Here is a 24,944-nt window from a genome sequence, read left to right as displayed (position 1 = left end):
CAGCCGCGTGACGGATGCGGTCAGCTGATGGTCAGCAGCTGGTGCCCGGCGGCCACCGTCGCACCGGGGGTGGCGTCGACGCTGCCGACGACGCCGTCCTTGTGCGCCTGCAGCGGCTGCTCCATCTTCATCGCCTCGAGCACCACCACGAGGTCGCCCTTGACGACCTGCTGGCCCTCTTCGACGGCGAGCTTGACGACGGTGGCCTGCATGGGCGACTTGACGGCGTCGCCCGACGCGCCGGCGTTGGCCGTGGCGGTGTGGCTGCGTCGCGACGGCGGCACGGCGGCCGGACGACCGGCGGTGCCGGCGACCGCGGGGACGACACGGTCGGGCAGGCTCACCTCGAGGCGCTTGCCGGCGACCTCGACGACGACGGTGTGCCGGCCGGGTGCGGGGGCCGGCTCATCGAGCTCGCCGTCCCACGCGGGGATGTCGTTGACGAACTCGGTCTCGATCCAGCGTGTGTACACGCCGAACTCGCCGTCGGCGGCGACGAACGCCGGGTCGCAGACGACCTTGCGGTGGAAGGGCAGCACGGTCGGCATGCCCGCCACCTCGAACTCGTCGAGGGCACGACGCGAGCGCTCGAGAGCTTCGGCGCGGTCGCGTCCGGTGACGATGATCTTCGCCAGCAGCGAGTCGAAGGCGCCCGAGATGGTGTCGCCGGCCGTGACGCCGGAGTCGAGGCGGATGCCGGGGCCGCCGAACGTCTTGAAGACGTTGATCGGCCCGGGCTGGGGGAGGAATCCACGACCCGGGTCCTCGCCGTTGATGCGGAACTCGAAGGAGTGGCCCTGCGGGGCCGGGTCGTCGTAGTCGATGGTGCCGCCGGCGGCGATGCGGAACTGCTCGCGCACGAGGTCGATCCCGGTGATCTCCTCCGACACCGGGTGCTCGACCTGCAGGCGCGTGTTCACCTCGAGGAACGACACCGTCCCGTCGGCGCCGATGAGGAACTCGCAGGTGCCGGCGCCGACGTAGCCGACCTCCTTGAGGATCGCCTTCGACGCCGAGTACAGCAGCTCGTTCTGCTCGTCGGAGAGGAACGGCGCGGGCGCCTCCTCGACGAGCTTCTGGTGACGTCGCTGCAGCGAGCAGTCGCGAGTGGAGATGATGACGACGTTGCCCTGGGCGTCCGCGAGGCACTGCGTCTCGACGTGGCGGGGCTTGTCGAGGTACTTCTCGACGAAGCACTCGCCGCGGCCGAAGGCGGCGACCGCCTCGCGGGTGGCGGACTCGAACAGCTCGGCGATCTCGTCGAGTTCACGCGCGACCTTGAGGCCGCGTCCGCCGCCGCCGTATGCCGCCTTGATGGCGATCGGCAGGCCGTGCTCCTTCGCGAACGTGATGACCTCGTCGGCGCCCTCGACGGGTCCCGGCGTGCCCGGTGCGAGCGGTGCGCCCACCTTCTCGGCGACGTGACGGGCGGTCACCTTGTCGCCGAGCGCCTCGATGGCCTCGGGTGGGGGACCGATCCAGATCATGCCCGCGCCGATCACGGCGCGCGCGAAGTCGGCGTTCTCGGCCAGGAATCCGTACCCGGGGTGCACGGCGTCGGCACCGGCGCGACGCGCCACGGAGAGGATCTTGTCGATCTGCAGGTAGGTCGTGGCGCTCGTCGACCCGTCGAGGCTGTAGGCCTCATCGGCGAGACGCGCGTGCATGGCGTCGCGATCCTGGTCGGCGTACACGGCGACGGAGGAGATTCCGGAGTCGCGGGCGGCGCGGATGATGCGTACGGCGATCTCGCCGCGGTTGGCGATGAGCACCTTGGCGATATCAGGCATGGGCTTCAGCCTAGCGAGATCAGCGTCGATGGTTTTGACGACTCTCCACAAGAAATACCGCCATCTGTTAGGACTGGGCCCACAAATCCGTCCAGACCACCCCGAGTTCGGCGGCGAGTCGGCGCAGCGTCGAGAGCGACATGCCCACCACCGTGGACGGATCGCCCTCCACGCGCGTGATGAACGGCCCGCCGAGACTGTCGACGGTGAACGCGCCCGCCACGTGCAGCGGCTCGCCGCTGCCGATGTACGCCTCGAGTTCGGCATCCGTCACATCGGCGGCGAAGGTGACGGCCGCCTCGGCGACCGCCGTCGCCTCGACCGGGTCGAGGTGGGGACCGACTCGGAAGACCGAGTGCCCCGAATGCAGGATGCCGGTGGCGCCGCGCATCTGCTGCCAGCGCTCGCGCGCCGCCTCGGGCGTGTACGGCTTGCCGTGCACCTGCCCGCCGATCTCGAACATCGAGTCGCCGCCGATCACGATTCCGTCGAAGCGCGGATGCTCGGCGTGGATGCGCCCGGCGACGTCGGCGGCCTTCGTCCGCGCCAGCAGCAGCACCAGCTCGTCCGGTGCGAGCGGCGTACGCCGCTCCGCGGTCGCGTCCTGCGCGACGGCGTCCTCGTCGACCGCGGGCGCCACGATGAGCGGTTCGATGCCCGCCTGCCGCAGCAGCATCAGACGGGCAGGGGAGGTGGATGCCAGGCACACGCGCATCCCTCCACGCTATCCCGTGGGCTCGGAGCGGTGTGTGGGATCCTGGAGGGATGACCTCTTCGGCCCGCACGCTCGACCTCGACATCACCGGCATCGCGCACGGCGGCACCTTCATCGCCCGCCACGAGGGGCGGGTCGTGTTCGTGCCCGACGCCATTCCCGGAGAGCGCGTGCGCGCGGAGGTGACCGAGGGGGACCACGGCAAGCGGTTCTGGCGCGCCGAGACGCGCGAGGTGCTCGAAGCGTCGCCGCATCGCCGCGACCACGTGTGGGCCGAGGCCGACATCTCCCGTGCTCCCACGGAGCGGGTGGGCGGCGCCGATCTCGGGCACATCGATCTGGCCCACCAGCGCGTGCTGAAGCGACAGGTGCTGCAGGAGGCCCTCGACAAGTTCGCCGGCGCCGGACTCGCCGCGCCGACTGTGGATCCGGTCGATCAGGGCGACGGCACCCGGTGGCGCACCCGCGTCTCGCTGCACGTCGACGACGAGGGCCGTGTGGGCCCGTACGCGGCGCGCAGCCACCGCGTGATCGACGTCGCCACCCTGCCACTGGCCCGCCCCGCCGTCGAGGCGGCGGCCTTCGGGCTGCGCTCGCAGAAGCCGGGCCGGGTCGACCTGGTGGAGGCGGGCGACGGGCGCGTGCACGTGCTCCCCCGACCCGACGGCGCACGTCGCGGGCGCTCCGAGGTGGTGTTCGAGCAGGTGGGCGGACGCCGGTTCCAGCTCGACGCGGCAGGATTCTGGCAGGTGCACCCGCGCGCCGCGGAGGCGCTGCACGACGCCGTCGGACAGGCTCTCGCCGGGCGGGTGGATCCGGATGCCACGCACTTCGACCTCTACGGAGGCGTCGGGCTGTTCGCGGCCACGCTCGCCGAGCACGGGGCGAACGACATCGTCACCGTCGAGTCGGACCGCCGGGCGACCGAGCACGCCGCGGCGAACCTCGCCGACGTCGACGTGCACGCCGTCACCGCACGCGTCGATCGCTTCCTCACGGGCATCCCGGACGGTGCCCGCGCGGGCGCCGTCGTGCTCGACCCGCCGCGCGCGGGAGCGGGACGCGGCGTCGTCGAGGCGGTCAGCGCACTCGACCCCGAGGCCGTCGTGTACGTCGCCTGCGACCCGGTCGCGCTCGCCCGCGATCTCGGCACGTTCCGTGAGCTGGGCTGGGACGTCTCGTCGCTGCGCGCCTTCGACCTCTTCCCGCACTCGCACCACGTCGAGTCCGTCGCGCTGCTGAGCCGCTGACCGGCTCGGGCACGGCGTACGGCCGTGCACTCGCTAGGCTGGCCGGATGAGCACCGTGGCCCTGATCGACGATCACGAGTCCGTCCGCCTCGGCCTGGAGGCCGCATGTCTGCGCGAGGGCGACGAGCGCGTCGTGTTCTCGGGAGCGACGGTCAAGGAGTACCTGACCTGGCGGGCGACGTCGGCCGAGCCACCCGTCGACGTGGTCGTGCTGGATCTCACCCTCGGCGACGGCACGACCGTGACCGAGAACGTCGCGACACTGGTCGCCGACGGTGCGAGTGTCGTCATCCACAGCGTCGCCGACCGTCCCGCCTCGGTTCGCGCGGCTCTCGCAGCGGGAGCCGCCGGAGTGGTCAGCAAGTCGTCGGCGCTCGGCGACGTGCTCGACGCGATCCGCACGGTCGCGCGCGGCGAGGCGCTGAACAACGTCGAGTGGGCGAGTGCCGTCGACGGCGACCGCGAGTTCGCCGACGCGCAGCTGTCGACCAGGGAGCGCGAGGTGCTGCGGCTGTACGCCGCCGGGCTGCCGCTGAAGGCCGTCGCCGAGCGTCTCGGCGTCGCGTACTCGACCGCCAAGGAGAACATCACGCGCATCCGGGTGAAGTACGTCGAGGTCGGCCGCCCCGCGCCCACGAAAGTCGACCTGCTGCGTCGCGCCATGGAGGACGGCATCGTCGAATCGGACGGTGCGCCGAGTGACGGCTGACGATCGCAGTCTGAAGGCCGCCTGGAGCAGCATCCCCTCGCAGCGCGAGGTCGGCATCGGACTGGAGCGGTTCACCGGGCAGCGGATGGAGCGCATCCTCTCGACGGTCGCGGCGATCGGGTCGGCCGCGTTGGGCGCGCAGGCCATGCTGGAGGCTCTGACCCGGACGTCGGCACCCGACGCACCGCGGCTGGGAATGATGGTGCTCGTCTTCGGCCCGCTGCTGTGGATGATCATCGCGTGCCTGGTCGGCAAGGGCGTCAGGCCTGCTGCCGGCACGTTCACCGTCGCCTATGCGCTCGCTCTGCTGCTGTGGCCGGTCGTCGTCGACCGCTCGGTGCGCGAACCGTCGAGCCAGCCGTGGATCTTCTTCCTCGTCAACGTCGCCGTCGTCGCGGCGATGCTGGCCTTCCGCCCGCGCATCCAGCTGTTCTGGGCCCTTCTGCTGCCGATCCTGTACGGGTGGGTGCGGCTGGTGCAGGGCGACTTCGAGCAGAGCTGGTGGATCACCACCGCCTTCGACGTGACGTTCACGATCATCCTCGGCATGGTGATCATCGCACTGGCCTGGATGTTCCGTCAGGTCGCAGCCGGCGTCGACGAGGCGCGTTCGCAGGCGGTGGAGGGCTACGCGTCGGCCGCCGCCGCATCCGCAGCGGAGGAGGAGCGCGTCGCGATGGCGGCCCTCATGCACGACAGCGTGCTTGCCGCGCTGATCGCCGCGGAGCGCGCCGTCGGTGAGCGCGAGCGGGCGTTGGCCGTCGCGATGGCACGAGAAGCGCTCACCCGGCTGGCGAACACCGAGGCCTCGATCGCCCAGGAGGGCAGCGACGCCCCGGTCTCGCGGGAGCAGATCGTCGCCGAGCTGCGTCGCACATTGTCGGAGCAGGGGGTCGACGCGGTGGTCGAGGAACGGGGCACCGTGTCGGCCGAGGTGCCCGGAAAGGTCGCGCGCGCGATGGTGCTCGCCGCGCGTCAGGCGATCGGCAACGCTCTCGCGCACGCGGGTGGCCACGGGCTGCACATCATCGCCGAGTCGGCGTCGGCCGACCGGCTGCGGGTCATGGTGCTCGACGCCGGACCGGGGTTCGACCCGGAGGAGATCGGCGAGGACCGGCTGGGCATCCGGGCATCCATCGTCGCGCGGATGGCGGCGGTGGCCGGCACGTCGAGGATCGTCTCGGATGCCGACGGCACGACGGTCGTGCTCACCTGGGAGCCGTCATGAGACGCTCGGTGCGCAGCATCACCACGTCGCTGGCTCTCGGGTTCGCGCTGTACTTCGCCGCGCGCGCGATCGCGTGGACCGTGCAGCCCGATGCGCCGCTGCTCATCATCGGCGCCATCGCGCTGTATCTCGCTGCGACGCTGACGGCGGTGCTGGCGCAGCAGGAGGTGCGAATGCCGCTGGCGGCGGCCGTCCTGGCGCTGGTGGCCAGCGCCGCGGTGCCTGCGCTCGTGAGCCTCGCGCTGCAGCCGTCGGTGCGCGGAGCGCCGTTCGCGACGTGGTACATCGGCGCGACCGGCCTGCTCGCCGTCGTGTGCATCGTGCGCAGGCGGCCCGTCTTCGGCTGGGTGATGCTCGGTGTGCTGATCACGATGGCGTCGGTGTTCATGGGCGTCGGCACGGCATTCACGCTGGGGCTCGTCGGCTCGGTCACCTGGGTGCTCGTCGCCCAGCTGCTGGTGCTTTTCTGGGACCGCGCGGTGCGAGACACCGAGCGGCTCGCCGATGTTCAGCGAGCGGTGTCGGCGTGGCACGCCACACAGCTCGTGCGCCAGCGCGAGCGCCGCGTGCGCGCGCAGCGTGCGCTCGCCATCGCCGGCCCGGTGCTGAGCCGCACGGTCGCGACGAGAGGGCAGCTCACCGAGGACGAGCGCCTGCAGGCGCGGCTCGCCGAGGGCACCCTGCGCGACGAGCTGCGCGGAGGGAATCTGATGAACGCCGCCGTGCGGGATGCCATCACGGAGGCTCGCCGGGGCGGCGCGACCGTGACGGTGTTCGACGAGGGCGGTCTGGACGGGATCGGCGAGGCGCGGATCGAGCAGATCCGGGCCGAGCTCGCCGGCGTGCTGCAGCGTGCGCACTCGCATCGTCTCATCATCCGCGCCGGGCGCGATGAGACGACCGCCGTGACCGTGGTCGGGCGCACCGCCGGCGGCGCGACGGATGAGGATGCCGTCGACCTCTGGCACGAGATCCGCCGCGTGGCGGAATGAGCTGCCGCGCAGCGGGACGAGAAAGGCGAGGGGCGGCAGGTGTGCCGGCCCCTCGCCAGGTGCGGAACAGCTACCCGAAAACTGTCCGCGGGTGGGCGGTACTGCGTCTGTCTACCCTGGGGACAGAGCAGCCGCCTAACGCGAAGCGTCCCTATCAGTGTCTCGGGCAGCAAGCGGCCTGTCTGTAGGTATTTCGGGGGACAAGATTCCGGCACGCGGAGGTGTCGGTCGGCTGGGGCGCCGATTCAGCCCGAGAACCTGCCCCAGGGGATGTCGCGCCGCAGCGGACGCCGGATGGCACGCTGCGTGCGCTGCCACGCCGAGGGGTGCGGCTCGTCGGCGACGGCCTCGTCGGCCTCGTGCGAATAGGCCTCGGCGACGACCGCCATGAGAGCGGCGAGCTCGTCGTCTGTGGGGTTGCCGCGCACGACCTGCATGCGCGGGGTCTCGTCGGGCTCGGTCACAGCGGGATGTTCCCGTGCTTCTTGGGCGGCAGCTCAGCGCGCTTGCCGCGCAGGGAGCGCAGCGCCTTCGCGATGGCGACGCGAGTGGCCGACGGCTCGATGACGCCGTCGATCTCGCCGCGCTCGGCGGCGAGGAACGGGCTGGTCACGCTGTAGGTGTACTCGTTGGCCAGGCGCGTGCGCACGGCCGCGACGTCTTCTCCGGCCTCCTCGGCCTTCTTGATCTCGCCGCGGTAGAGGATGTTGACGGCCCCCTGGCCGCCCATGACGGCGATCTCGGCGGTCGGCCACGCGAGGTTCACGTCGGCGCCGAGTTGCTTGGAGCCCATCACGATGTACGCACCGCCGTAGGCCTTGCGGAGGATCACGGTCACCATCGGCACGGTCGCCTCGGCGTACGCGTAGATGAGCTTCGCGCCGCGGCGGATGACGCCCGTCCACTCCTGATCGGTTCCGGGCAGGTAGCCGGGCACGTCGACCAGGGTCACGATCGGAATCGAGAACGCGTCGCAGAAGCGCACGAAGCGGCTGGCCTTCTCGCCCGCCTCGATGTTCAGCGTGCCCGCCATCTGCGACGGCTGGTTGGCGATGATGCCCACCGAGCGTCCCTCGACGCGGCCGAAGCCGATCACGATGTTCGGTGCGAACAGCGGCTGCACCTCGAGGAACTCGCCCGCATCCACCACATGCTCGATGACGGTGTGGATGTCGTACGGCTGGTTGGGGGAGTCGGGGATGATCCTGTTCAGTGTCTGATCGGCATCCGTCGTCTCCCACTCGAAGAGCGAGTCGTAGGCGGGGATCTCGGCCATGTTGTTGTCGGGAAGGTAACTGAGCAGGGTGCGCGCGTAGTCGAGCGCGTCGTCCTCGTCCTCGGCGAGGTAGTGCGCCACACCCGAGCGGGTGTTGTGGGTGAGCGCGCCGCCGAGCTCTTCCATGCCGACGTCCTCGCCGGTGACCGTCTTGATCACGTCGGGCCCGGTGACGAACATCTGGCTGGTCTTGTCGACCATGATGACGAAGTCGGTGAGCGCGGGGCCATACACGGCGCCGCCGGCCGCCGGCCCCATGATGATCGAGATCTGCGGGATGACGCCCGACGAGCGGGTGTTGTGGCGGAAGATCTCGCCGTACTTGCTGAGCGCGAGCACGCCCTCCTGGATGCGTGCGCCGCCCGAGTCGAGGATGCCGATGATAGGCATGCCGCCCTGCAGCGCGAACTGCATGATCTTGATGATCTTGTCGCCGGCGACCTCGCCGAGCGAGCCGCCGAAGGTGGTGAAGTCCTGGGAGTACACCGCGACGGTGCGGCCGTGGATGGTCGCGACGCCGGTGACGACGGAGTCGCCGTACGGACGATTGCGGTCCATGCCGAAGGCGGTGGTGCGGTGGCGCACGTACTCGTCGAACTCGACGAAGCTGCCGTTGTCGACCAGCAGCTCGATGCGCTCGCGGGCGGTCATCTTGCCCTTGGCGTGCTGCTTCTGCTGGGCGATCTTCTCGGGCTCGAGAACCGCGTCGGTGAAGCGCGAGCGGAGGTCCGCGATCTTGGCGGCCGTGGTCGAGAGGTCTGGCGTGTCCGTCACGGATTCCACCCTAGCGCCGGGGCCGTGCACGCTGTTGGATGCTCGGCACAACGGGCGAGCGGATCCTTTGGCGGATGCGTTTCAGGTGAGGGAGCGAACGGACGAGTGGAGGTGGCGGATGCTGCGCGGCGGGCCGGACTGCGGGTGCTGGCGCCGACGGATTCCGCTACGACGAGATGACGGTGGTGGCGGGAGCCATCACGCCATCTTCTCCTCGGCCTGCACGTTCTCGTGCACCAGCGCGCCGAGCAGCTGCACGAGCTGTCCGCGCTTCTCGGGGCGCGCGAGGTAGTACTCCACGATGCGGTTGTTGGTGTCGTGATTGCTCAGCACAGCATCCGTCACCGCGTCGTTCAGATCGGGCGACTCGACGAACTGCTTGCGGGTGTTGGCCGCGGCCTGCGTGCGCAGCTGCGGGTTCTCGACGAGCACCGTGACCACACCCTCGACCCAGCTCTGCACCCCGGACTCGCTGAAGTCCTCGTCGGCGAAGAGCTCGTTGATGCGCCCCAGGATCTCGGCGAGACGCGCGAACTTCGGGTCGCGCGCGGCGCCCGTGCCGCCGGCACCGCCGGGTTGCATGGCCTCGGCCGTTCCCGCGTCGAGATCGAGCGCGTGGTCGCCGCTGCGGGTCTGCTTGATGTGCGTCAGCTCGACCGTCGAGAAGTCGATGGGGTCGGTCGTGACGCGGCCGGTGAGCCGGGGCAGCAGCAGTCGCAGGTACAGTGATCGCTTCTCGAGCCCCGTGTCGGCGTAGTCGAAGATCTGCGAGAGGAAGTCGTACAGCCGGATGAACGTTCCGACGTCCTTGCGGAACAGATCAAGCTCGTCCTGCTCTGCTGTGGATCCGGATGCCACGGCCGCGGCGTACCGGGCGTTGAACCGGTCGGCGGCGGCCTTCAGCGGTGCCGTGTGCGCGCCGTGCTTCGGCGGGGTGGCGGTGGCGAGGTACGCGGCGGCGAACGCGTCGATGTCGGCGGCGGTGTAGATCGACGCGGCGTCGAGCTTGTTCTGCAGGTCGTGCACCGTGTCGGGGTCGGTGGTCGCGCTGAGCTCGGCGGTGCGGTGGTACCGGCGGAACGTCTCGAGGATCTCGGTCGGATCGTTGACGAAGTCCAGGATGTACGTGGTGTCCTTGCCTCCGGCCGGATAGGTGCGGTTCAGCCGCGACAGCGTCTGCACGGCCGTGACGCCGTCGAGCCGCTTGTCGACGTACATCGCGCACAGCAGCGGCTGATCGAAACCGGTCTGGTACTTGTTCGCGACGATGAGGATCTGGAAGTCGTCTGACGCGAAGGCGGTGGGGATGCCGCGGCCGCGCAGCTCCGAGTTGAGATTCGCCTCGGAGTACGGCGGCTCGACGCCGGCGAAGGCCACGCCGGGCACCTGATCCGCGGTCATCGTGCCCGAGAAGGCGACGAGTGTCGCGAGCCGGTAGCGCTTCTCGGTGATGTACGCGTCGATCGCCTGCTTGTAGCGGATGGCGTGCTCGCGCGACGAGGTGACGACCATGGCCTTCGCGTGTCCGTCGAGCAGGTGCCGCACGTTGGCCCGGTAGTGCTCGACGATGATCTGCACCTTCTGGGCGATGTTCGTCGGATGCAGCGACACCCAGCGCATGAGTCCCTTGGTGGCCTCGGCCTCGTCGACCTCGTCGACGAGCTGCAGGTGGCGGCGGGTCCGCTCGGCGAGCTGGAATGCCGTCGAGTAGGTGGTGTAGTTGCGCAGCACGTCGAGGATGTACCCCTCTTCGATCGCCTGCCGCATGGAGTACACGTGGAACGGCTGCGGGACGCCGTCGGCATCCGGTCTCCCGAACAGCTCGAGGGTCTTCGGCTTCGGCGTCGCCGTGAACGCGAAGAACGAGAGGTTGGGGGAGTCGGCGCGGGCGGTCATCTGCGCGGCGAGAAGTGCTTCGGCATCCACTTCTCCGCCGTCGTCGAGCGCCGCCTGCTCGTCGGACGTGAGCACCTCACGCAGCTTCTTCGAGGCTTCGCCGGTCTGCGACGAATGCGCCTCGTCGGCGATGATCGCGAAGCTGCGACCGGCGAGCCCGGCGTTCTCCTGAATGGCCTTGAGCGCGAACGGGAACGTCTGCAGGGTGACGATGACGATGTGCTTGCCTGACAGCAGCGCCTGTGCGAGCAGTGCCGACTTCGACGCCTCGCCGGCCTTACGCACCTCGTCCGGGTTGATGGTGGCGACGGTGCCGTCGACACCCTCGATCTGCTTGATCGCCTTCTGCAGCTGGTCATCGAGCACCGTGCGGTCGGTGATGACGATGACCGAGTCGAAGACCTTCCGGTTCGCCTCATCGTGCAGGTTCGACAGGCCGTGCGCGAGCCAGGCGATGGAGTTGGTCTTGCCGGATCCCGCCGAGTGCTGCACCAGGTAGCGGTTGCCCGGGCCCTCCTCGCGCACCGTCGCGAGCAGCTCGGTGACGAGCTCCCACTGGTGGAAACGCGGGAAGAGCAGATTCGTGCGCATGGTGACCTCACCCGTGATGGGATCGGTCGAGGTCGACTTCTCGATGTGCAGCAGCCGGCCGATGATGTTGAGCCAGGCGTCGCGCTGCAGCACGCGCTCCCACAGGTACGATGACGCGGCGCCCTGCGGGTTGACCGGATTGCCCCTGCCCTGATCGGCTCCGAGGTTGAACGGCAGGAAGCGGGTGGATCTGCTGGCCAGACGCGTGGTCATCGCGACCTCGTCGGTCGAGACCGCGAAATGAACCAGCGCCCGGTTGGCGAAGCCGAGCAGCGGCTCGCCCTTCGGGTCGCGGTCGTGACGGTACTGGGTGATGGCGTCGTCGATGGTCTGCGTGTTGTCGGTCTTCAACTCGAGCGTGGCGACGGGGATGCCGTTGACGAACAGCACGAGGTCGAGGGAACCGGCGTGCTTGGTCGAGTAGTGCACCTGGCGCGCGACCCGCAGGCGCACGGCGTCGTACTCCTGCAGCGACTTCGCATTGCGCGTGGTCGCCGGCATGAACTCGCACATCCTGAAGGTCGCCGGGGTCTTCTTGACGCCGCGGCGCAGCACGTTGAGCGTACCGCCGCCGGCATCCGCCGGTGCGTCCAGCGCCTTCACGAGGCGATCGAGCAGCTGCTCTTTCGCCTTGGTCTGCTCGGCATCGGACGCCGACGGCTTGACGATCTTCGCCCACTCGTCGGGCTGGGTCTGCTGGAGCCAGGCGAAGACGTCGTCGGGGAACAGCGCACGCACCTTGTCGTACCCGTGCGTGTTCTCGGGCTCGTGGATCCAGCCGTTGGCCGCGAGGTGCTCGCAGATCTCGTCTTCGAACGCCTGCTCGTACTGGATTCCCATGCGTGTAAGCATGGTGCATATAAGCGATGAGTGTGGAAAGCGCAGCGTTCGGCGTCGGCAATCGGGGGTCTCGGAGACCTGTGGTCCGGTGTGCGCAGGCTTCTTCAGAAAGTTTCTCTGATCGGCCGGATTCCACCGGTCTCAATGTCGGTGGCCCCCTGTTGAATGGAGATATGAACAGCACCGTAGCTCTCCTCGATCGGGTCGTCGCTGACCTCGATCGGCTTCTGAGTGCTGACGCGCTTTCGACGCTGACCGAGGCGGAGCGGATGCGGGTGCTGAACGCTGCCGGTGATGCTCTTCGGCGCGTGGAGGCGACCATCGTCGAGACGGTTGCGACGACGGATCCGGTGGATCTTCCGAACGTTGCCGGCTGCCGGAACATGAACGAGCTGCTGCAGCGCACGCTGCGGGTCGACTCCCGTGCCGCGGCGCAGTTCGTCAAGGCGGGCAGGGTCGTGCACCGCGAGCTCGACCTCACGTCGGGGGAGCCGCTGCCGGCGCGCTGGCCGGCGCTGCGGCAGGCCATGCTCGACGGTGCGGTCGGCGTCGGCGGTCTGCTGGCGGCGACCGCGCCGATCGAAGCGGCCGGCGACCGGATCGGCACCGCGGATCGGTGGAAGGCCGATGCGATGCTGGCCGAAGTCGCGCGCGGGTATGCCGCCGCGTCTGATCCGGATGCGGTGGCCGATGCGGCGCCGCCGGCGACGGCCGACGACCTGAAGATCGTCGCGCACGCGATCGCCGCGCAGCTCGATCCGGACGGCGCCGAGCCGGTCGAGCACCGCGCAATGACTCGGCGGTACCTGTCGATCGGGCGGATGAAGGACGGTGTGTACCCGCTGCGGGGAAACCTGCTGCCCGAGACGTATGCGCAGCTGCAGCTGCTGCTGGACGCCCAGCTGAACCCGAAGGCCGACGGCCCACCGATTCCCGAGGGGGTGGCCTTCCGGTCCTCCGACGACGACGACAGCGACACCGCCGACCAGGACGAGTTCAACAGCGATCCGCGCAGCGTGCTCGACTACCGCACCCGCGGGCAGAAGCAGCACGACGCGCTCGCCGCGGCCCTGGGCATCGCGGCCCGGCATGAGGACATGCCCTCGCTCGGCGGCGCGGCACCGACCCTCGTCGTGCACCTCGACCTCTCGGACGACTCGTGGGCCATGATCCCCGGCGTCGAAGCGCCGGTGAGCGCAGCGGCCGCCCGCCACACCGGCTGCACCGGTGCGATCCAGCGGGTCTTCAGCGACAGCGGGCGGATCGTCGGGATCACGGTCACCGACCGCGTCTTCACCGTCTACCAGCGCCGCGCCATCACCCTGCGCGACAAAGAATGCCTGATTCCCGGATGCCACGTGCCGGCATCCTGGTGCGAGATCCATCACGTGACCGAACACGCACGGGGCGGGCCGACCAGCACCGACAACGGCGTGCCCCTGTGCTGGTGGCACCACCGATCCCTGGACTACTCCGGATGGGAGATCCGGATGAACGACGGCCTCCCCGAGATCCGCGGACCCGCCTGGTGGGATCCCCTCCAGCGCTGGCGCACCCCGCGCCTGTCGTTGCCCGATTTCGCGTTCACCTAGTCGCTGTCGCGTTGGCGCACTACGATGTAGTGCGTGTCTTCCACTCCTGTGTCGGTCCGTTTCGACGACGCTCTGCTCGACCGCGTGCGGCGCTCTGCGGCGGCGCTCGACACCTCCGCGTCGAGCCTGATCCAGCGGTACGTGGAAGAGTCGCTGCGCATGCAGGACTTCCCCGGGATCGTCTTCCGCGATGGGCCGTCGGGGCGTCGCGCGGCGCTCGCGGTCGGGCCGGATGTGTGGGAGGTGGCCGCTGCGCTGCGCAATGCCGACGAGCGGGGGGATGCTGCCATCGACGCCGTCGCGCTGGATCTCAGCCTGTCGCCCGTGACCGTGCGACTGGCGCTGACGTACTACGGCACCTACGCCGACGAGATCGATGCGGAGATCGCGGAGAACGACCGCGCGGCAGACGAGGCGCTGAAGTCCTGGGAAGCCCAGCAGCGCCTCGTCTCGTGACGGAACGACTGCTGCTCGACGAGCAGTATGGCGAGGCGATCGCCGTGACGCTGCGCGAGCTCGGCCACGACGTGGTCTCGGTGGTCGCCGACGATGCGCTGCGCGCTGCATCGGATGCTGTCGTGTTCGCGTCGGCGGCAGCCGAGGGGCGCCGTGTCGTGACGGAGAACATCAAAGACTTCCGTCCGCTGCTGGTCGCGGCCCTGGGTCGGGGCGAGGCGTTCGCTTTGCTGCTGCTGGTGTCCCCGCCCCGCTTTCCGCGCGGTTCCTGCGACCGGGCAGCGGCGATCACCGCCGCGCTCGCCGCCTGGCTGGAGGGTGCGGATGCCGGCTCCAGGCCGGTAGAGGACTGGCTCGTGTGACCTCGTCACGCCGCCGGGTGTTCGATGCGGTGCACGTCGTCGAGGTCGAGGGTCTGGCGCACGTGCCACAGGTCATAGGCCTGCTGCATCGCGAGCCAGCTCTCGGCGGAACGCCCGAGTGCTTTTGCCAGTCGCAGAGCCATCTCCGGCGTGACGCGGGCCGTGCCGTTGAGGACGCGACTGAGCGTTGACGGTGCGACACGCAGTTGCGCTGCCAGCTCTCGCGCACTCATGCCCCACTCTGCGAGATAGGTCTCGGCGATGAACTCGCCCGGGTGCAGCGGGTCGTACATGGGGGAGAGGTCGTCGTTCATCAGTGGTAGTCCTCGTAATCCAGGACGTAGGCGTTGCCATCGTCGAACTCGAAGGTGATTCGCCAGTTCCCGTTGACCCAGATGGACCAGCGTCCATTCTGCTGGCCACGTAAAGGATGCAGCCGATACCCGGGGATATTCATGTCTTCAACTGAACTGGCTGTGTGGAGCGCGGTCAACTGCGCCCGCAATCGTCGCGCGTGCTGCGGTTGAACGCCGGTCGTCTTTCCGGTCTCGAACAGCACCCTCAAGCCCTTGTGTCGGAAGGACTTGATCATTTTCGCATCGTAGCGCGTTGCGCAACGCGAATCAATAGGTCGGTTCGCCGGGCGGCGGGCTCGTCGCTTCACTCGCAGAGCGGGGCCCTCCGCTGCGCTCCTTCCCGATGCTCGCTCCGCGACGACCCTTCCGCCCTCTCCGGTCGGAGCGAACGCAACGACTCGAAATGCAGGGTCTACACTTCCCGGTCATTGAGCGAGCGCAGCGAGTCGAAATGCGCCGATCCGCTTCTTCCGGTCATCGAGCGAGCGGAGCGAGTCCAAATGCGCTGACCTACTTCTTCCGGTCATTGAGCGAGCGGAGCGAGTCGAAGCGGGGTGCCCCTCAGCCGGGGATCTCCAACTGCCCGGTGACGGCCGCGGTGATCAACGCCGCGCGCCGCTCCTTCGACAGCTCGATAAACCGCTCGGCCTTGGCGACGAGGGCATCGACCTTCCGGTTCAGGTTCGTGACTGCGGCGGCCTGCGCGTCCTGTATGTGTCTGCTCGGGATGTCCAGTCGAATCTCAAACAGGTCACTGACGTTGATTCGCGGCGTCCGGACGTTGCCGCCTTCTGTTGTGCCAATGCCCTTCAAACGGGAGGTCATCTCGCCGACGAACGCAGGCGTCTTCATCGTCGCCGCGAGCCATTCTGGGTTGACCGTGCTCTCGGGTGCGAGCACGGCGTAGTCGGGGCTGACCACGCCGTCGATCATCGCCACGCCAAGCGCACCCTGAAATGCGCGCATGCGGTTGATCACGAGTTGACCGGCGCGCACGCGCTTGTAGTTGCTGAGGTCGATCGCAGTGTCATGACTTCTTGCTGAGACGCGTTCTCGGACACCCCAGGTGATTGAAACGGACAACAGCGGCCACTGGCCACCGGAGTTCCTCGCTCGTTCGTCGATTTCGTGAAGTGACCACTTGAGGCGCGTGCCGCGCGCGACATACTGCGTGAGTAAGGACTCAAGTGCGTTGTTCCGCCGCTCGCGGAGGGTGGCGATGAGCCGCTCCTGCTTCGCGATGAGCGCGTCGATCTGGGCGGTCTCGCGGTCGAGGTAGTCGGCGATACGCCCCTGCTGAACAGCGTCTGGCGCCAAGAAGCGGATGTCCGCGATCTGCTTGGACGACAGGTGTTTGACCGTCGTCGAGTAGGTCAAGTCGTTGATGGCCTTGAGCGGCGCGGGCAAAAGGTACGCGAGGAAGCGCCGGTCAAAACTCGGGTTCGTCCGGAGTGCGCAGAGACGCTGATTCAGCGCAGCCTCGCCACGGCGCCACAAGACGGCGTTGAAGTCTCCATCCATCCCGATGACGATGTCGCCGTCGTTCAGCAACACGCCTTCTGGCGCGCTGTCGCGAGGCACGTACGTCGTGAAGGCTGGTGCGACCAAGTCTCGGATTCGAACGAGAGCGAGCTCACCCCGTTCGGAGAATTGGGTCGCGTCAAAGGGATGACCATTCGTGATGCCAGCGGCGTCTTTGACTCGGTACTCGCGCCACGTCACCGCTCCACTTCCCTCAGGAGCTCCATGATCTCGCCGACGAGCTGGTTCAGTTCGGCGTCGATCTCCTCCAGCGGCCTCGGCGGCACGTATTCGTAGAAGTGCCGCGTGAACGGGATCTCATAGCCGACCTTGGTCTTGGCAGCATCGACCCAGGCATCCGGCACGTGCGGCAGCACCTCCGCTTCGAAGTAGGCCTGGATGACCTCGTCGCGGGCATCCGCTCCCGCCTCGTTGCCTCCCCAGCTGAACGGCACGTTCTCGGTGTCGCGCAGCTTGGCATCCGGCTTCGGGTTGCCTTTGCGATCGCGCACGATCTCGTCCTGCTGATCGCGCAGCGGACGCTCGACGGTGATCGTCCAGTATCCGAACGCGGAGGTCGGGAAGATCTTCGAGTGCTTCTGCTCGACGTGCTCGTCGTACAAGCGCACGATCTCGGCGCGGTCGTCCTTGCCGACCTCGCGGTTCTTCTGTCCGAGGTTCTTGCGCAGCTTCGTCCAGAAGCTCGTGCCGTCGATCAGCTGCACGGTGCCGATGCGATCGGCCGGCTTGTTGTTGTCGAGCAGCCACACGTAGGTCGCGATGCCCGTGTTGTAGAACATGTTCGTCGGCAGGGCGACGATGGCATCCACGAGGTCGTGCTCGAGCAGCCACCGGCGGATCTGGCTCGGGCCCGACTCCGCCGCACCGGTGAACAGCGGTGACCCGTTCAGCACGATGCCCGCCCGACCGCCGCCCTCATGCACCGGCCGCATCTTCGTGGCCAGGTGCTGCAGGAACAGCATCTGCCCGTCGCTGATCGGCGGCAGCCCGCCGGGGAAGCGGCTGCGCTCTCCAGCATCCTGAACATGCGCCTTCACCGCGGCCTGCGACGCCTTCCAGTCGACCCCGTACGGCGGGTTCGACAGGCAGTAGTCGAACGTCTGCCCGGCGAACAGGTCATCAGAGAGGGTGTTGCCGAGCCGGATGTTCGTGGCGTCCTGCCCCTTCGCGATCATGTCGCTCTTGCAGATCGCGTACGACTGCGGGTTGATCTCCTGCCCGTACAGGCGCAGTCGCGCATCCGGGTTCAGTCCGGCGTGCTCGCTCGTGCCGACCAGGTGCTCCTCGGCGACCGAAAGCATGCCGCCCGTGCCGGCCGTGGGGTCGTAGATCGAGCGGACGATGCCGGGCTCTGCCAGCGCCGCGTCATCGCCGGCGAACAGCAGCTCGACGATCAGGCGGATCGCATCGCGCGGGGTGAAGTGCTCACCAGCCGTCTCGTTCGACGCTTCGGCGAACTTGCGGATCAGCTCTTCGAAGAGGTCGCCCATCGCGGCGTTGGGAAGGGCCGCGGGGGAGAGGTCGACGTCGGCGAAGCGCTGCATCACGATGAGCAGCCGGTTGCTCTCGCCCAGTGCCTCGATCTGGTCTTCGAACTTGAACCGGTCGAACACGTCGATGTTCCGCGAGAAGCCCGAAATGTAGTCGATCAGGTTCGCCTGCAGCCCCTGCGGGTCGCCGAGCAGGCGAGGGAAGGTCCAATCGGTGGCGTTGTAGAAGCCGAGACCGGTCTTCTGCTTGATGCGGATGTCTCGCAGATCGTCGTTATCGGTGCTCGCCAGCACCTCGGCGATCGCATCACGGTGGGATTCCAGGATGCCGTCGAGCCGGCGCAGGATCGTCATCGGCAGGATGACGTCGCCGTACTGATGCGGCTTGAACGGGCCCCGAAGCTGATCCGCAATCGACCACACGAAGGTTCCGAGGCTACTCACTGCTTAACCATGGCATGAAAGCACAGGCATAAAACCATGGCATGCAGGCGTACAGACACAGAGCGCTTCGCCCGGATGCTGGATTGATGAAAGCCGTTCGTTCGCAGGCCAGCCTCAAGGTGGGGCTTCGTGTTCGCGAACTGCGCGACAAGCAGACGATGAGTCGCGCGAAGCTGGCGAACCGTGCCGACATGGACGTTTCGCACCTCGCCCGCATCGAGAGCGGAACCGGCAATCCGACCCTCTTCGTGCTGATCCAGCTGGCCACGGCGCTGGAGGTGTCGCCGATGACATTCGTCAAGGGTCTGACCGCGAAGGACCTGCCCGACGACCTCAAGCCCTACTCAGAAGCCGACTACCGGCGCGAGCTGCGCAGCCGCGACGCCGAGTCGCGCTGATGGCGCGCTGCTCTCCCTCACACCACGAACCGCCACACGTACTCCAGCCCGTCGGCCTGACGGAACCACGCCAGCGTCACGACCACCTCTTCCGGGTCTGAGGCGCACAGGCACAGTTCGACGGTCTCGCCGGGCAGCACCTGGCCCCACAGGTCGACCACCTGGTGATGGTCGACGTCGTCGCGGAAGACGCGCACGAAGTCGACCGCATCACGGCCGGCGTTGAGCACCACAGGGTGCGCGCAGTCGCGTCGGGTGATCACCCACGGCACGCAGTATGCGACGGGTGGCGTGGGCTCGTCAGGATCGAGGGGATGCAGCATCCCGTCACGGTAGGAGCGAGCTCAGACCTCATCCGGCGGCAGCCGACGACGATTCCCGATCCGTGGAGAACTCCGTGTCACTCCCTGGATGTGGAGGAGGTCTCAGAGGATGACTCGACCGCCTGTGGCGCGCGGCGGAGTTTCGATCGGATGAACCGGGCGCCGTTCAGCATCCGGATCTCGAGCTTCTCGCTTCCCGGCGACGGCTCGAGTTCTGCCGGCAGCGTCGCGGGCGGAGCCCCGAACGCACGGCGCGACGTGGTGAGCACGCGCCGTCCGAGCAGGTGGTTGCCGGCACCGCCGACGACCGCCCCCACGCCGAACGGCAGCGCCTTGCCGAGGATGGACGCCCCGCCGCGCTTGGCGAACTGGCGGATGAACGCCGACTTCAGGCGATCGACGATCGGGCCCATCGCCGCGCGCGGCAGCGACTTCGTCACCATCTCGCCCCAGTACGACGAGCGCGTGCCGCCGGTGCCCGCCGCCTGTCGGGCGAGCTGCGAGACGAGATCGACGCCCTCCTTGCCGAGCATGAGCATCATCACGAGCGCCCGCGCCCGCTCGGGATTGTCGACCGCGATGCCGTGCACCTCGGCGACCGACTGGGCGAACAGCGCGGTCGACTCCATGAATCCGATCGTCTCGACGCCCGACAGTGCCAGCGTGATGCCGGTGCCGATGCCCGGGACGACCGCCGTGGCGCCGACCGCCGCCCCTCCGGCCGTGACGGCGGCGAGATAGCGCGCCTCGAGGGCGCGCACGATCTGCTCGGGGGTCGCGTCGGGATGGCGGCGACGGATGCTGCGGATGTGCGCCACGACCAGCGGGCGCTGCACGCCCATCACCCGATCGAGGCTGCGCACACTGAGTGGATGCTCTGTCGAGCCGACCGGTGGGACGGGCTTGTCCCAGGGGGAGTCCTCGGGGAGCGAGTGGATCTTGTGGACCTTCTCACGCATGGGGCGATCCTATGCACCACGGCCGCGAGAAAGCCGTGAGCCCCGACCCCCTTGACAGGGCGGGGCTCACGGCTTTCTCAGGACGGGTCACACGAAGAGGTTCGCGCGCTCCAGGTCCTCTGCGAAGTCGATCTCGACCGCGTACAGGTCGGAGACGTCCATCGGCTCGAGCAGCAGACCGTCTTCGACGATGGCGAGCTCGAGACCGCGCTCGAAGTAGTCCTGGTCCTCGACGCGCTGCAGCTGACGCATGAACGCCTTCTTGTCGCGCGACGAGATGTAGTTGATGCCGACCGCTTCGCCGAGGCCACCCTTGACCGTCTTCGACAGCTCGTTGATGTAGCCCTCAGCGGTGACGGTGTACTTGACCTCTTCGTCGCTCACCTTCGAGGTGTTGACGGTGACGAACGACTGGTCGCGCTCGATGAACTCGATGGCACGGCCGAGGATGCGCGGGTCGAACACGACATCGCCGTTCATCCAGAGCACGCCGCCCTTTCCGGTGGCGCTCAATGCGCGCAGCAGGCTCTTCGACGTGTTGGTCACGTCGTAGCGCTCGTTGTGCACGTAGTTCGCGGTGGGGAAGGCCTCGATGATCGTCTCGGCGCGGTAGCCGACGACGGTGGTGATGCGAGCGCTCTTGCCGAAGGCGGCGCGGATGTTGTCGTGCTGCTGGCCCATGATCGTGCGGCCGTCGCTCAGCTCGGTGAGCGGCTTCGGCAGGGCGCGGCCCAGGCGCGAGCCCATGCCGGCTGCGAGGATGACGGTCTGAAGAGTCACGATTTCTCCTAATAAGAACTGTGTTCACTGTCGGTTCACCGACGGGACACCTCTTCGTGCCTCCGCAATGTTACCGACAGCTGCTGCATGACGACGGGGGAAGGCGGTCCCGTTGTCCTTTCGTGACCGATTGCACACGTTTCTCCCAGCGTCCGGCAAGGGGGTTGCATTCGCGATGTCGCCCGGTTTCGCCCGCCAGGGTCTGTCAGCGGCGGTTGGTACCGTAGACGGGTGACAGCTGCGCTTGAGCCTGAGGATGCCCGTATCGACGACACGGCGAGCCCGAGCGAGGCCACGTCCGAACCGTCGTCCCAGCCGAAGTCGAGCGACCCTGCGCCCACGCCGTCGGCCGAGAAGAAGCCTGCACGGTCTCCGCGGAAGACAGCCGGCGGCGCAGGCTCGAGCGCCGGTGCTGCCAAGACGGCGGCAGTGAAGAAGGCGGCGGCGACGTCGGCGGCCTCGAAGTCAGCGGCGGCGAAGAAGGCGGCAGAGGCGGATGCCGGCCGCGCGGCGGCTGTGAAGAAGGCATCCGCCACGGGCGCTGCGACGAAGACGGCCAATCGCACGACCGCCGCTCGGACCACAGCGGCCAAGACCACAGCGGCGAAGCGAGCTGAGACCGCCAAGAAGGCGTCGGCCGCAGCCAAGAAGGCGTCGGCAGCCGATTCCCCCGTCGAGGAGCAGGGCGTGACGCTCGAGGAGAGCACCACGATTCCTGCGAAGAAGACTGCTCCGGCGAAGAAGACTGCTCCGGCAGAGACCACCGCGACCAAGGCTGCTGCGGCGGAGTCCACCGCTGCGAAGGCTGCTGCTGAACCGAAGGCCACCGCAGCGAAGGCGTCAGCGACGTCTGCAGGCACGAAGAAGGCCGCCGCGAAGACGACTGCCGCGAACACCACTGCCGCGAAGACGACTGCCGCGAAAACCAGTGCTGCGAAGACCAGTGCCGCGAAGACCACTGCGGCGAAGACGACTGCCGCGAAGACCACTGCCGCGAAGAAGTCCACCGCTGCAAAGACCATCGCGACGAAGGCTGCTGACCCGATCGCTGCTGCGGCGAAGACCACCGGCGCGAAGACCACTGCAGCGAAGACCCCATCGACGAAGACGGCCAGGACGTCCAGCACGAAAGCCCCGCCGTCGGAGCCCTCCCCGGCCGACGCGTCTACGTCCGCCGTGAAGACCCCGGTGACGAAGACCGCATCGAAGACGGCATCCGTGCTGGCGCCCGCGGCAGGGGACGAGGTCGCAGGGATCATCCCGCTGACACCCGAGATCACGACGGACGCGGTCCTCGCACTCGACTCCGAACCGGTGCGCCGGATGGTCGCCGCGTCGAACAGCGCAGATCTGGCCGAAGCGCGGCCCCCGCGCAGCGGAGACACGGGTTCTGCTGTCGTCGTCGAACCAGGCGCGTCAGCGCCTGCCACGTCCCCGACCGATGCTCCGGTGACGGATGCTCCGGTGACGGATGCTCCGGCACCGGACGAGGTGACCTCGCCCGAGGGCCCCGCTTCGGACGCGCCGGCCCGCGACGCGATCCGCATCCGCGGTCTGGTGAAGCGCTTCGGCGACAACAACGCCGTCGACGATGTCGACCTGACCGTTCCTGCCGGGTCGTTCTACGGTCTCGTCGGCCCGAACGGCGCGGGCAAGACCACGACGCTGTCGATCATCGCGGGCCTGCTGCGGCCCGACGCGGGCACCGTGCACATCAGCGGAATCGATCAGCGCGAGAAGCCCCTCGAGGCGAAACGCGTCATGGGCGTGCTGCCCGACCGGCTGCGCACCTTCGACCGGCTCACCGGACGCCAGCTGCTGCACTACTACGGTCAGCTGCGCGGACTCGATCGCGCCGTCATCGAGAAGCGCACCGCCGACCTCGCCCGCGCGTTCGACCTCAACGCGGCGCTGAGCCGCGTCGTGTCGGACTACTCGGCCGGCATGACCAAGAAGGTGATGCTCGCCGGCGCCCTGATCCACTCGCCGCGCGTGCTCGTGCTCGACGAGCCGTTCGAGGCCGTCGATCCGGTCTCGTCGAGTGTGATCCTCGACATCCTGCGGTCGTACGTCGCCCACGGCGGAACGGTCATCCTCTCCAGTCACGGCATGGATCTGGTCGAGCGGGTGTGCTCGCGCGTGGCCGTGATCGTGGGGGGAGAGGTGCTCGCCGAGGGCACCATCGACGAGGTGCGCGCGGGGCGGACGCTCACCGAGCGGTTCATCGAGCTCTCGGGCACCGGCGGCGAAGTGGAGGGGCTCGAGTGGCTGCACACGTTCTCCGACTGAGGCTCGCGCTGCTCGTCGGTGCGCTGCGCGGAGAACGCAGGGTTCGCGCCGCGGTCGCGCTCGTGGCATCCCTCGCCGCGACCATCGTGGTCTGCAACGCCATCCTCGGCCTCAGGGCGGCGCCGCTGGCGACCGCTCAGACCGTCATCGTGCTCGGCGCTGCGGCGCTGATGCTGGCATTCTTCGTCGGGCCCATGCTCACGGGCACCCCCGATCAGCTCGATCCACGGCGCTTCTGGCCGTTCGGCCTCGACGAGCGCCGGCTCGGCTGGACCCTGGTGCTGGCCTCGCTGATCAGCGTGCCCAGTCTCGCCCTGATCGCCGTCACCGTGTGCGTCGTGATCGTCGTCGTCCAGGTCGGGGTGCCGTGGGCGGCCGCGGTGCTCTTCGGCGTCATCGGTGTGCTCGCGATCTCACTCGCAGCGCGGGTCGGAATGGCGATCAGCGCGATCCTGCTGCCCGAGCGTCGCTCGCGCGAGCTGACCGTCCTGTTCGCGCTGCCGGTCATCGTGATCGCCTTCCCCGTCGCGGCGTACTTCGCCTCCCTGCGATGGGACGGGCAGGTTCCCCCCGCCGTGCACACCGCCACCACCATCGTCGGGTTCTCGCCGCTCGCGGCCCCGCAGGCGTTCCTCTTTCACCTCGCCTCGGGCGAGTCCAGGGCGGCGTGGGCGAGCGGGCTGGTCGCCGCGGCGACGATCGGGGGGATGCTGCTGCTGTGGCACCTGCTGGTCAGGCGACTCCTCACCGCATCCGAGCGTCCGTACGCGACACGCGAGCGGTCGGGACTGGGATGGTTCGGATCGCTGCCCGCCAACGCATTCGGCGCCATCGCCGCGCGCAGTCTCGTGTACTGGCTGCGAGACCGGCGCTACATCGTGAACATGATCGTCGTGCCGATCGCCGGCGTGCTCACCGTGTTCCCGCTGCTCGTGGCCGGAGTGCCGCTGTGGCTCGCCGCGCTCGTTCCCGTTCCGCTCATGGCGCTGTTCTTCGGCTGGCTGCCGCACAACGATGCGGCCTACGATTCGACGGCACTGTGGATGCACATCGCCAGCGGCGTGCGCGGACTGCCCGATCGGCTCGGTCGACTCGTGCCCGTGCTGCTCGTCGCGCTTCCCGTGCTCGCGATCGGCATCTCCGTCACCCTCGCCGTCATCGCGGACTGGCATCTCATGCTGCCGCTGATCGGCGTGACGGCTGCGCTGCTGCTCACCGCGCTGGGCATGTCGAGCATCGCGTCGGTCACCTGGCCGTACGCCGTCTCACGGCCCGGCGACAGCCCGTTCCAGCAGCCGCAGCGGTCGGCGGCGCACGGCTCGTACGGCGCCGCGCTGACGTTCGTGGGCGCCCTGCTCGCGAGCGCACCCACGATCTGGCTGTTCGCACTGACCATTCTCGAAGGCGATCAGCACGCGCCGACGACGTTCTGGGTCGGGCTGATCAGCGGCACCGTCGTGCTCTTCGGCGGTGCGGTGGTCGGCGCCGTGATCTTCGAACGCAGCGGCGAGCGGCTGATGGAGTTCGTCGAGGCGACCTGACCCGGGCGCCGCAGACGCGGATAGAATCTCGGCATGAGTACTCCGCTGGACAGCCCCGATCAGGGTGGCGTGGCAACGCTCGATCGCGAACTCGAAGAGCTGCTGCAGGAAGAGCATCTCGAGCCGGGGGACCACGAGCGCTTCTCGCACTACGTCAAGAAGGACAAGATCCTCGAATCGGCGATCACCGGCAAGCCGGTTCGCGCGCTCTGCGGCAAGAAGTGGACTCCGGGTCGCGACCCGGAGAAGTTCCCGATCTGCCCGACCTGCAAGGAGATCTACGAGAGCATGGTCTCCTGACGCGACGTCGCGTCAGGACGCATCGACATTCTTCGACTCGTCGCTGCGCTC

The 24,944-nt window shown here is 68.5% G+C and carries 23 protein-coding genes; 11 read left to right on the top strand and 12 right to left on the bottom strand.

What is annotated here, in order from left to right:
* Nucleotides 1-20 precede the first annotated feature (20 nt).
* Nucleotides 21-1,790, bottom strand: a complete 1,770-nt coding sequence (locus tag ACWGSM_RS11845; protein WP_452323116.1) for an acetyl/propionyl/methylcrotonyl-CoA carboxylase subunit alpha — start codon at nt 1,788-1,790, stop codon at nt 21-23.
* A gap of 67 nt (nt 1,791-1,857) precedes the next feature.
* Nucleotides 1,858-2,505: a Maf family protein gene (locus ACWGSM_RS11840; protein ID WP_452323115.1), complete on the bottom strand. Its 648-nt coding sequence runs from the start codon at nt 2,503-2,505 to the stop codon at nt 1,858-1,860.
* 50 nt (nt 2,506-2,555) lie between these two features.
* Here ACWGSM_RS11840 and ACWGSM_RS11835 point away from each other — a divergent pair, with 50 nt between their 5' ends.
* From ACWGSM_RS11835 to ACWGSM_RS11820, 4 genes are read left to right on the top strand one after another with little or no spacing between them, the layout of a single operon-like run.
* Nucleotides 2,556-3,755 carry a class I SAM-dependent RNA methyltransferase gene (locus ACWGSM_RS11835; RefSeq protein ID WP_452323114.1) on the top strand — a complete coding sequence of 400 codons (1,200 nt, stop codon included), beginning with the start codon at nt 2,556-2,558 and terminating at the stop codon, nt 3,753-3,755.
* A gap of 46 nt (nt 3,756-3,801) precedes the next feature.
* The gene (locus tag ACWGSM_RS11830) at nt 3,802-4,464 is read left to right on the top strand and encodes a response regulator (protein ID WP_452323113.1); all 663 of its coding nucleotides are present in this window, start codon (nt 3,802-3,804) and stop codon (nt 4,462-4,464) included.
* A complete protein-coding gene (locus ACWGSM_RS11825) occupies nt 4,454-5,692 on the top strand; it encodes a sensor histidine kinase (protein WP_452323112.1) in 1,239 nt (412 codons plus the stop codon). The genes ACWGSM_RS11830 and ACWGSM_RS11825 overlap by 11 nt, the downstream gene beginning before the upstream one ends.
* Nucleotides 5,689-6,684, top strand: a complete 996-nt coding sequence (locus tag ACWGSM_RS11820; protein WP_452323111.1) for a hypothetical protein — start codon at nt 5,689-5,691, stop codon at nt 6,682-6,684. The genes ACWGSM_RS11825 and ACWGSM_RS11820 overlap by 4 nt, the downstream gene beginning before the upstream one ends.
* A gap of 245 nt (nt 6,685-6,929) precedes the next feature.
* Here ACWGSM_RS11820 and ACWGSM_RS11815 read toward each other — a convergent pair whose 3' ends face one another.
* The 3 genes from ACWGSM_RS11815 to ACWGSM_RS11805 all read right to left on the bottom strand — a co-directional run bounded on the left by ACWGSM_RS11815 (nt 6,930) and on the right by ACWGSM_RS11805 (nt 12,061).
* Nucleotides 6,930-7,148 (bottom strand): acyl-CoA carboxylase subunit epsilon, encoded by a 219-nt coding sequence (locus ACWGSM_RS11815; RefSeq protein WP_452323110.1) that lies wholly within the window; start codon nt 7,146-7,148, stop codon nt 6,930-6,932.
* Entirely contained in the window at nt 7,145-8,743 is a 1,599-nt protein-coding gene (locus ACWGSM_RS11810) for an acyl-CoA carboxylase subunit beta (RefSeq protein WP_452323109.1), read from the bottom strand. The genes ACWGSM_RS11815 and ACWGSM_RS11810 overlap by 4 nt, the downstream gene beginning before the upstream one ends.
* Before the next feature lie 189 nt (nt 8,744-8,932).
* Complete coding sequence (locus ACWGSM_RS11805; protein WP_452323108.1) at nt 8,933-12,061, bottom strand: type I restriction endonuclease subunit R; 3,129 nt, start codon at nt 12,059-12,061, stop codon at nt 8,933-8,935.
* Between the two features lie 173 nt (nt 12,062-12,234).
* Between ACWGSM_RS11805 and ACWGSM_RS11800 the strand changes: the two genes are divergently transcribed.
* Genes ACWGSM_RS11800 through ACWGSM_RS11790 form a run of 3 tightly spaced genes read left to right on the top strand, consistent with a single transcriptional unit; the run spans nt 12,235 to nt 14,471 of the window.
* Nucleotides 12,235-13,653 (top strand): DUF222 domain-containing protein, encoded by a 1,419-nt coding sequence (locus ACWGSM_RS11800; protein ID WP_452323107.1) that lies wholly within the window; start codon nt 12,235-12,237, stop codon nt 13,651-13,653.
* Between the two features lie 33 nt (nt 13,654-13,686).
* Entirely contained in the window at nt 13,687-14,109 is a 423-nt protein-coding gene (locus ACWGSM_RS11795) for a hypothetical protein (protein ID WP_452323106.1), read from the top strand.
* On the top strand, nt 14,106-14,471 hold the full coding sequence (locus tag ACWGSM_RS11790; RefSeq protein ID WP_452323105.1) for a DUF5615 family PIN-like protein: 366 nt from the start codon (nt 14,106-14,108) through the stop codon (nt 14,469-14,471). The genes ACWGSM_RS11795 and ACWGSM_RS11790 overlap by 4 nt, the downstream gene beginning before the upstream one ends.
* A gap of 5 nt (nt 14,472-14,476) precedes the next feature.
* Here the strand turns inward: ACWGSM_RS11790 and ACWGSM_RS11785 are convergent, their stop codons facing one another.
* From ACWGSM_RS11785 to ACWGSM_RS11770, 4 genes are all read right to left on the bottom strand, one after another.
* Nucleotides 14,477-14,851: a HigA family addiction module antitoxin gene (locus ACWGSM_RS11785; RefSeq protein ID WP_452323120.1), complete on the bottom strand. Its 375-nt coding sequence runs from the start codon at nt 14,849-14,851 to the stop codon at nt 14,477-14,479.
* On the bottom strand, nt 14,785-15,063 hold the full coding sequence (locus ACWGSM_RS11780; RefSeq protein WP_452323104.1) for a type II toxin-antitoxin system RelE/ParE family toxin: 279 nt from the start codon (nt 15,061-15,063) through the stop codon (nt 14,785-14,787). Before ACWGSM_RS11780 ends, ACWGSM_RS11785 begins: the two co-directional genes overlap by 67 nt.
* Nucleotides 15,064-15,388: 325 nt before the next feature.
* Nucleotides 15,389-16,549, bottom strand: coding sequence for a restriction endonuclease subunit S (locus tag ACWGSM_RS11775; RefSeq protein WP_452323103.1), 1,161 nt, complete (start codon nt 16,547-16,549; stop codon nt 15,389-15,391).
* Nucleotides 16,546-18,303 carry a type I restriction-modification system subunit M gene (locus ACWGSM_RS11770; RefSeq protein ID WP_452323102.1) on the bottom strand — a complete coding sequence of 586 codons (1,758 nt, stop codon included), beginning with the start codon at nt 18,301-18,303 and terminating at the stop codon, nt 16,546-16,548. The genes ACWGSM_RS11775 and ACWGSM_RS11770 overlap by 4 nt, the downstream gene beginning before the upstream one ends.
* Nucleotides 18,304-18,389: 86 nt before the next feature.
* Here ACWGSM_RS11770 and ACWGSM_RS11765 point away from each other — a divergent pair, with 86 nt between their 5' ends.
* Nucleotides 18,390-18,701, top strand: a complete 312-nt coding sequence (locus ACWGSM_RS11765) for a helix-turn-helix domain-containing protein (protein WP_452323101.1) — start codon at nt 18,390-18,392, stop codon at nt 18,699-18,701.
* A gap of 17 nt (nt 18,702-18,718) precedes the next feature.
* Here ACWGSM_RS11765 and ACWGSM_RS11760 read toward each other — a convergent pair whose 3' ends face one another.
* The 3 genes from ACWGSM_RS11760 to ACWGSM_RS11750 all read right to left on the bottom strand — a co-directional run bounded on the left by ACWGSM_RS11760 (nt 18,719) and on the right by ACWGSM_RS11750 (nt 20,763).
* Nucleotides 18,719-19,024, bottom strand: a complete 306-nt coding sequence (locus ACWGSM_RS11760) for a hypothetical protein (protein WP_452323100.1) — start codon at nt 19,022-19,024, stop codon at nt 18,719-18,721.
* A 77-nt stretch (nt 19,025-19,101) separates the two neighbouring features.
* The gene (locus ACWGSM_RS11755) at nt 19,102-19,983 is read right to left on the bottom strand and encodes a hypothetical protein (protein ID WP_452323099.1); all 882 of its coding nucleotides are present in this window, start codon (nt 19,981-19,983) and stop codon (nt 19,102-19,104) included.
* 87 nt (nt 19,984-20,070) lie between these two features.
* A complete protein-coding gene (locus ACWGSM_RS11750; RefSeq protein WP_452323098.1) occupies nt 20,071-20,763 on the bottom strand; it encodes a phosphocholine cytidylyltransferase family protein in 693 nt (230 codons plus the stop codon).
* A 231-nt stretch (nt 20,764-20,994) separates the two neighbouring features.
* On the opposite strand from ACWGSM_RS11750, the gene ACWGSM_RS11745 reads away from it, so the two are divergent.
* The 3 genes from ACWGSM_RS11745 to ACWGSM_RS11735 are packed head-to-tail and all read left to right on the top strand — an operon-like array spanning nt 20,995 to nt 24,893.
* Entirely contained in the window at nt 20,995-23,052 is a 2,058-nt protein-coding gene (locus ACWGSM_RS11745) for an ATP-binding cassette domain-containing protein (protein ID WP_452323097.1), read from the top strand.
* Nucleotides 23,028-24,593: a hypothetical protein gene (locus ACWGSM_RS11740; RefSeq protein WP_452323096.1), complete on the top strand. Its 1,566-nt coding sequence runs from the start codon at nt 23,028-23,030 to the stop codon at nt 24,591-24,593. The genes ACWGSM_RS11745 and ACWGSM_RS11740 overlap by 25 nt, the downstream gene beginning before the upstream one ends.
* A gap of 33 nt (nt 24,594-24,626) precedes the next feature.
* Nucleotides 24,627-24,893 carry a DUF3039 domain-containing protein gene (locus ACWGSM_RS11735; protein WP_071640714.1) on the top strand — a complete coding sequence of 89 codons (267 nt, stop codon included), beginning with the start codon at nt 24,627-24,629 and terminating at the stop codon, nt 24,891-24,893.
* Nucleotides 24,894-24,944: the final 51 nt, after the last annotated feature.

The sequence above is a fragment of the Microbacterium sp. NPDC055521 genome (assembly GCF_053619695.1).
The sequence above is the reverse complement of the archived record's forward strand: the minus strand, read 5'-3'. Positions and strand labels throughout refer to the sequence as shown.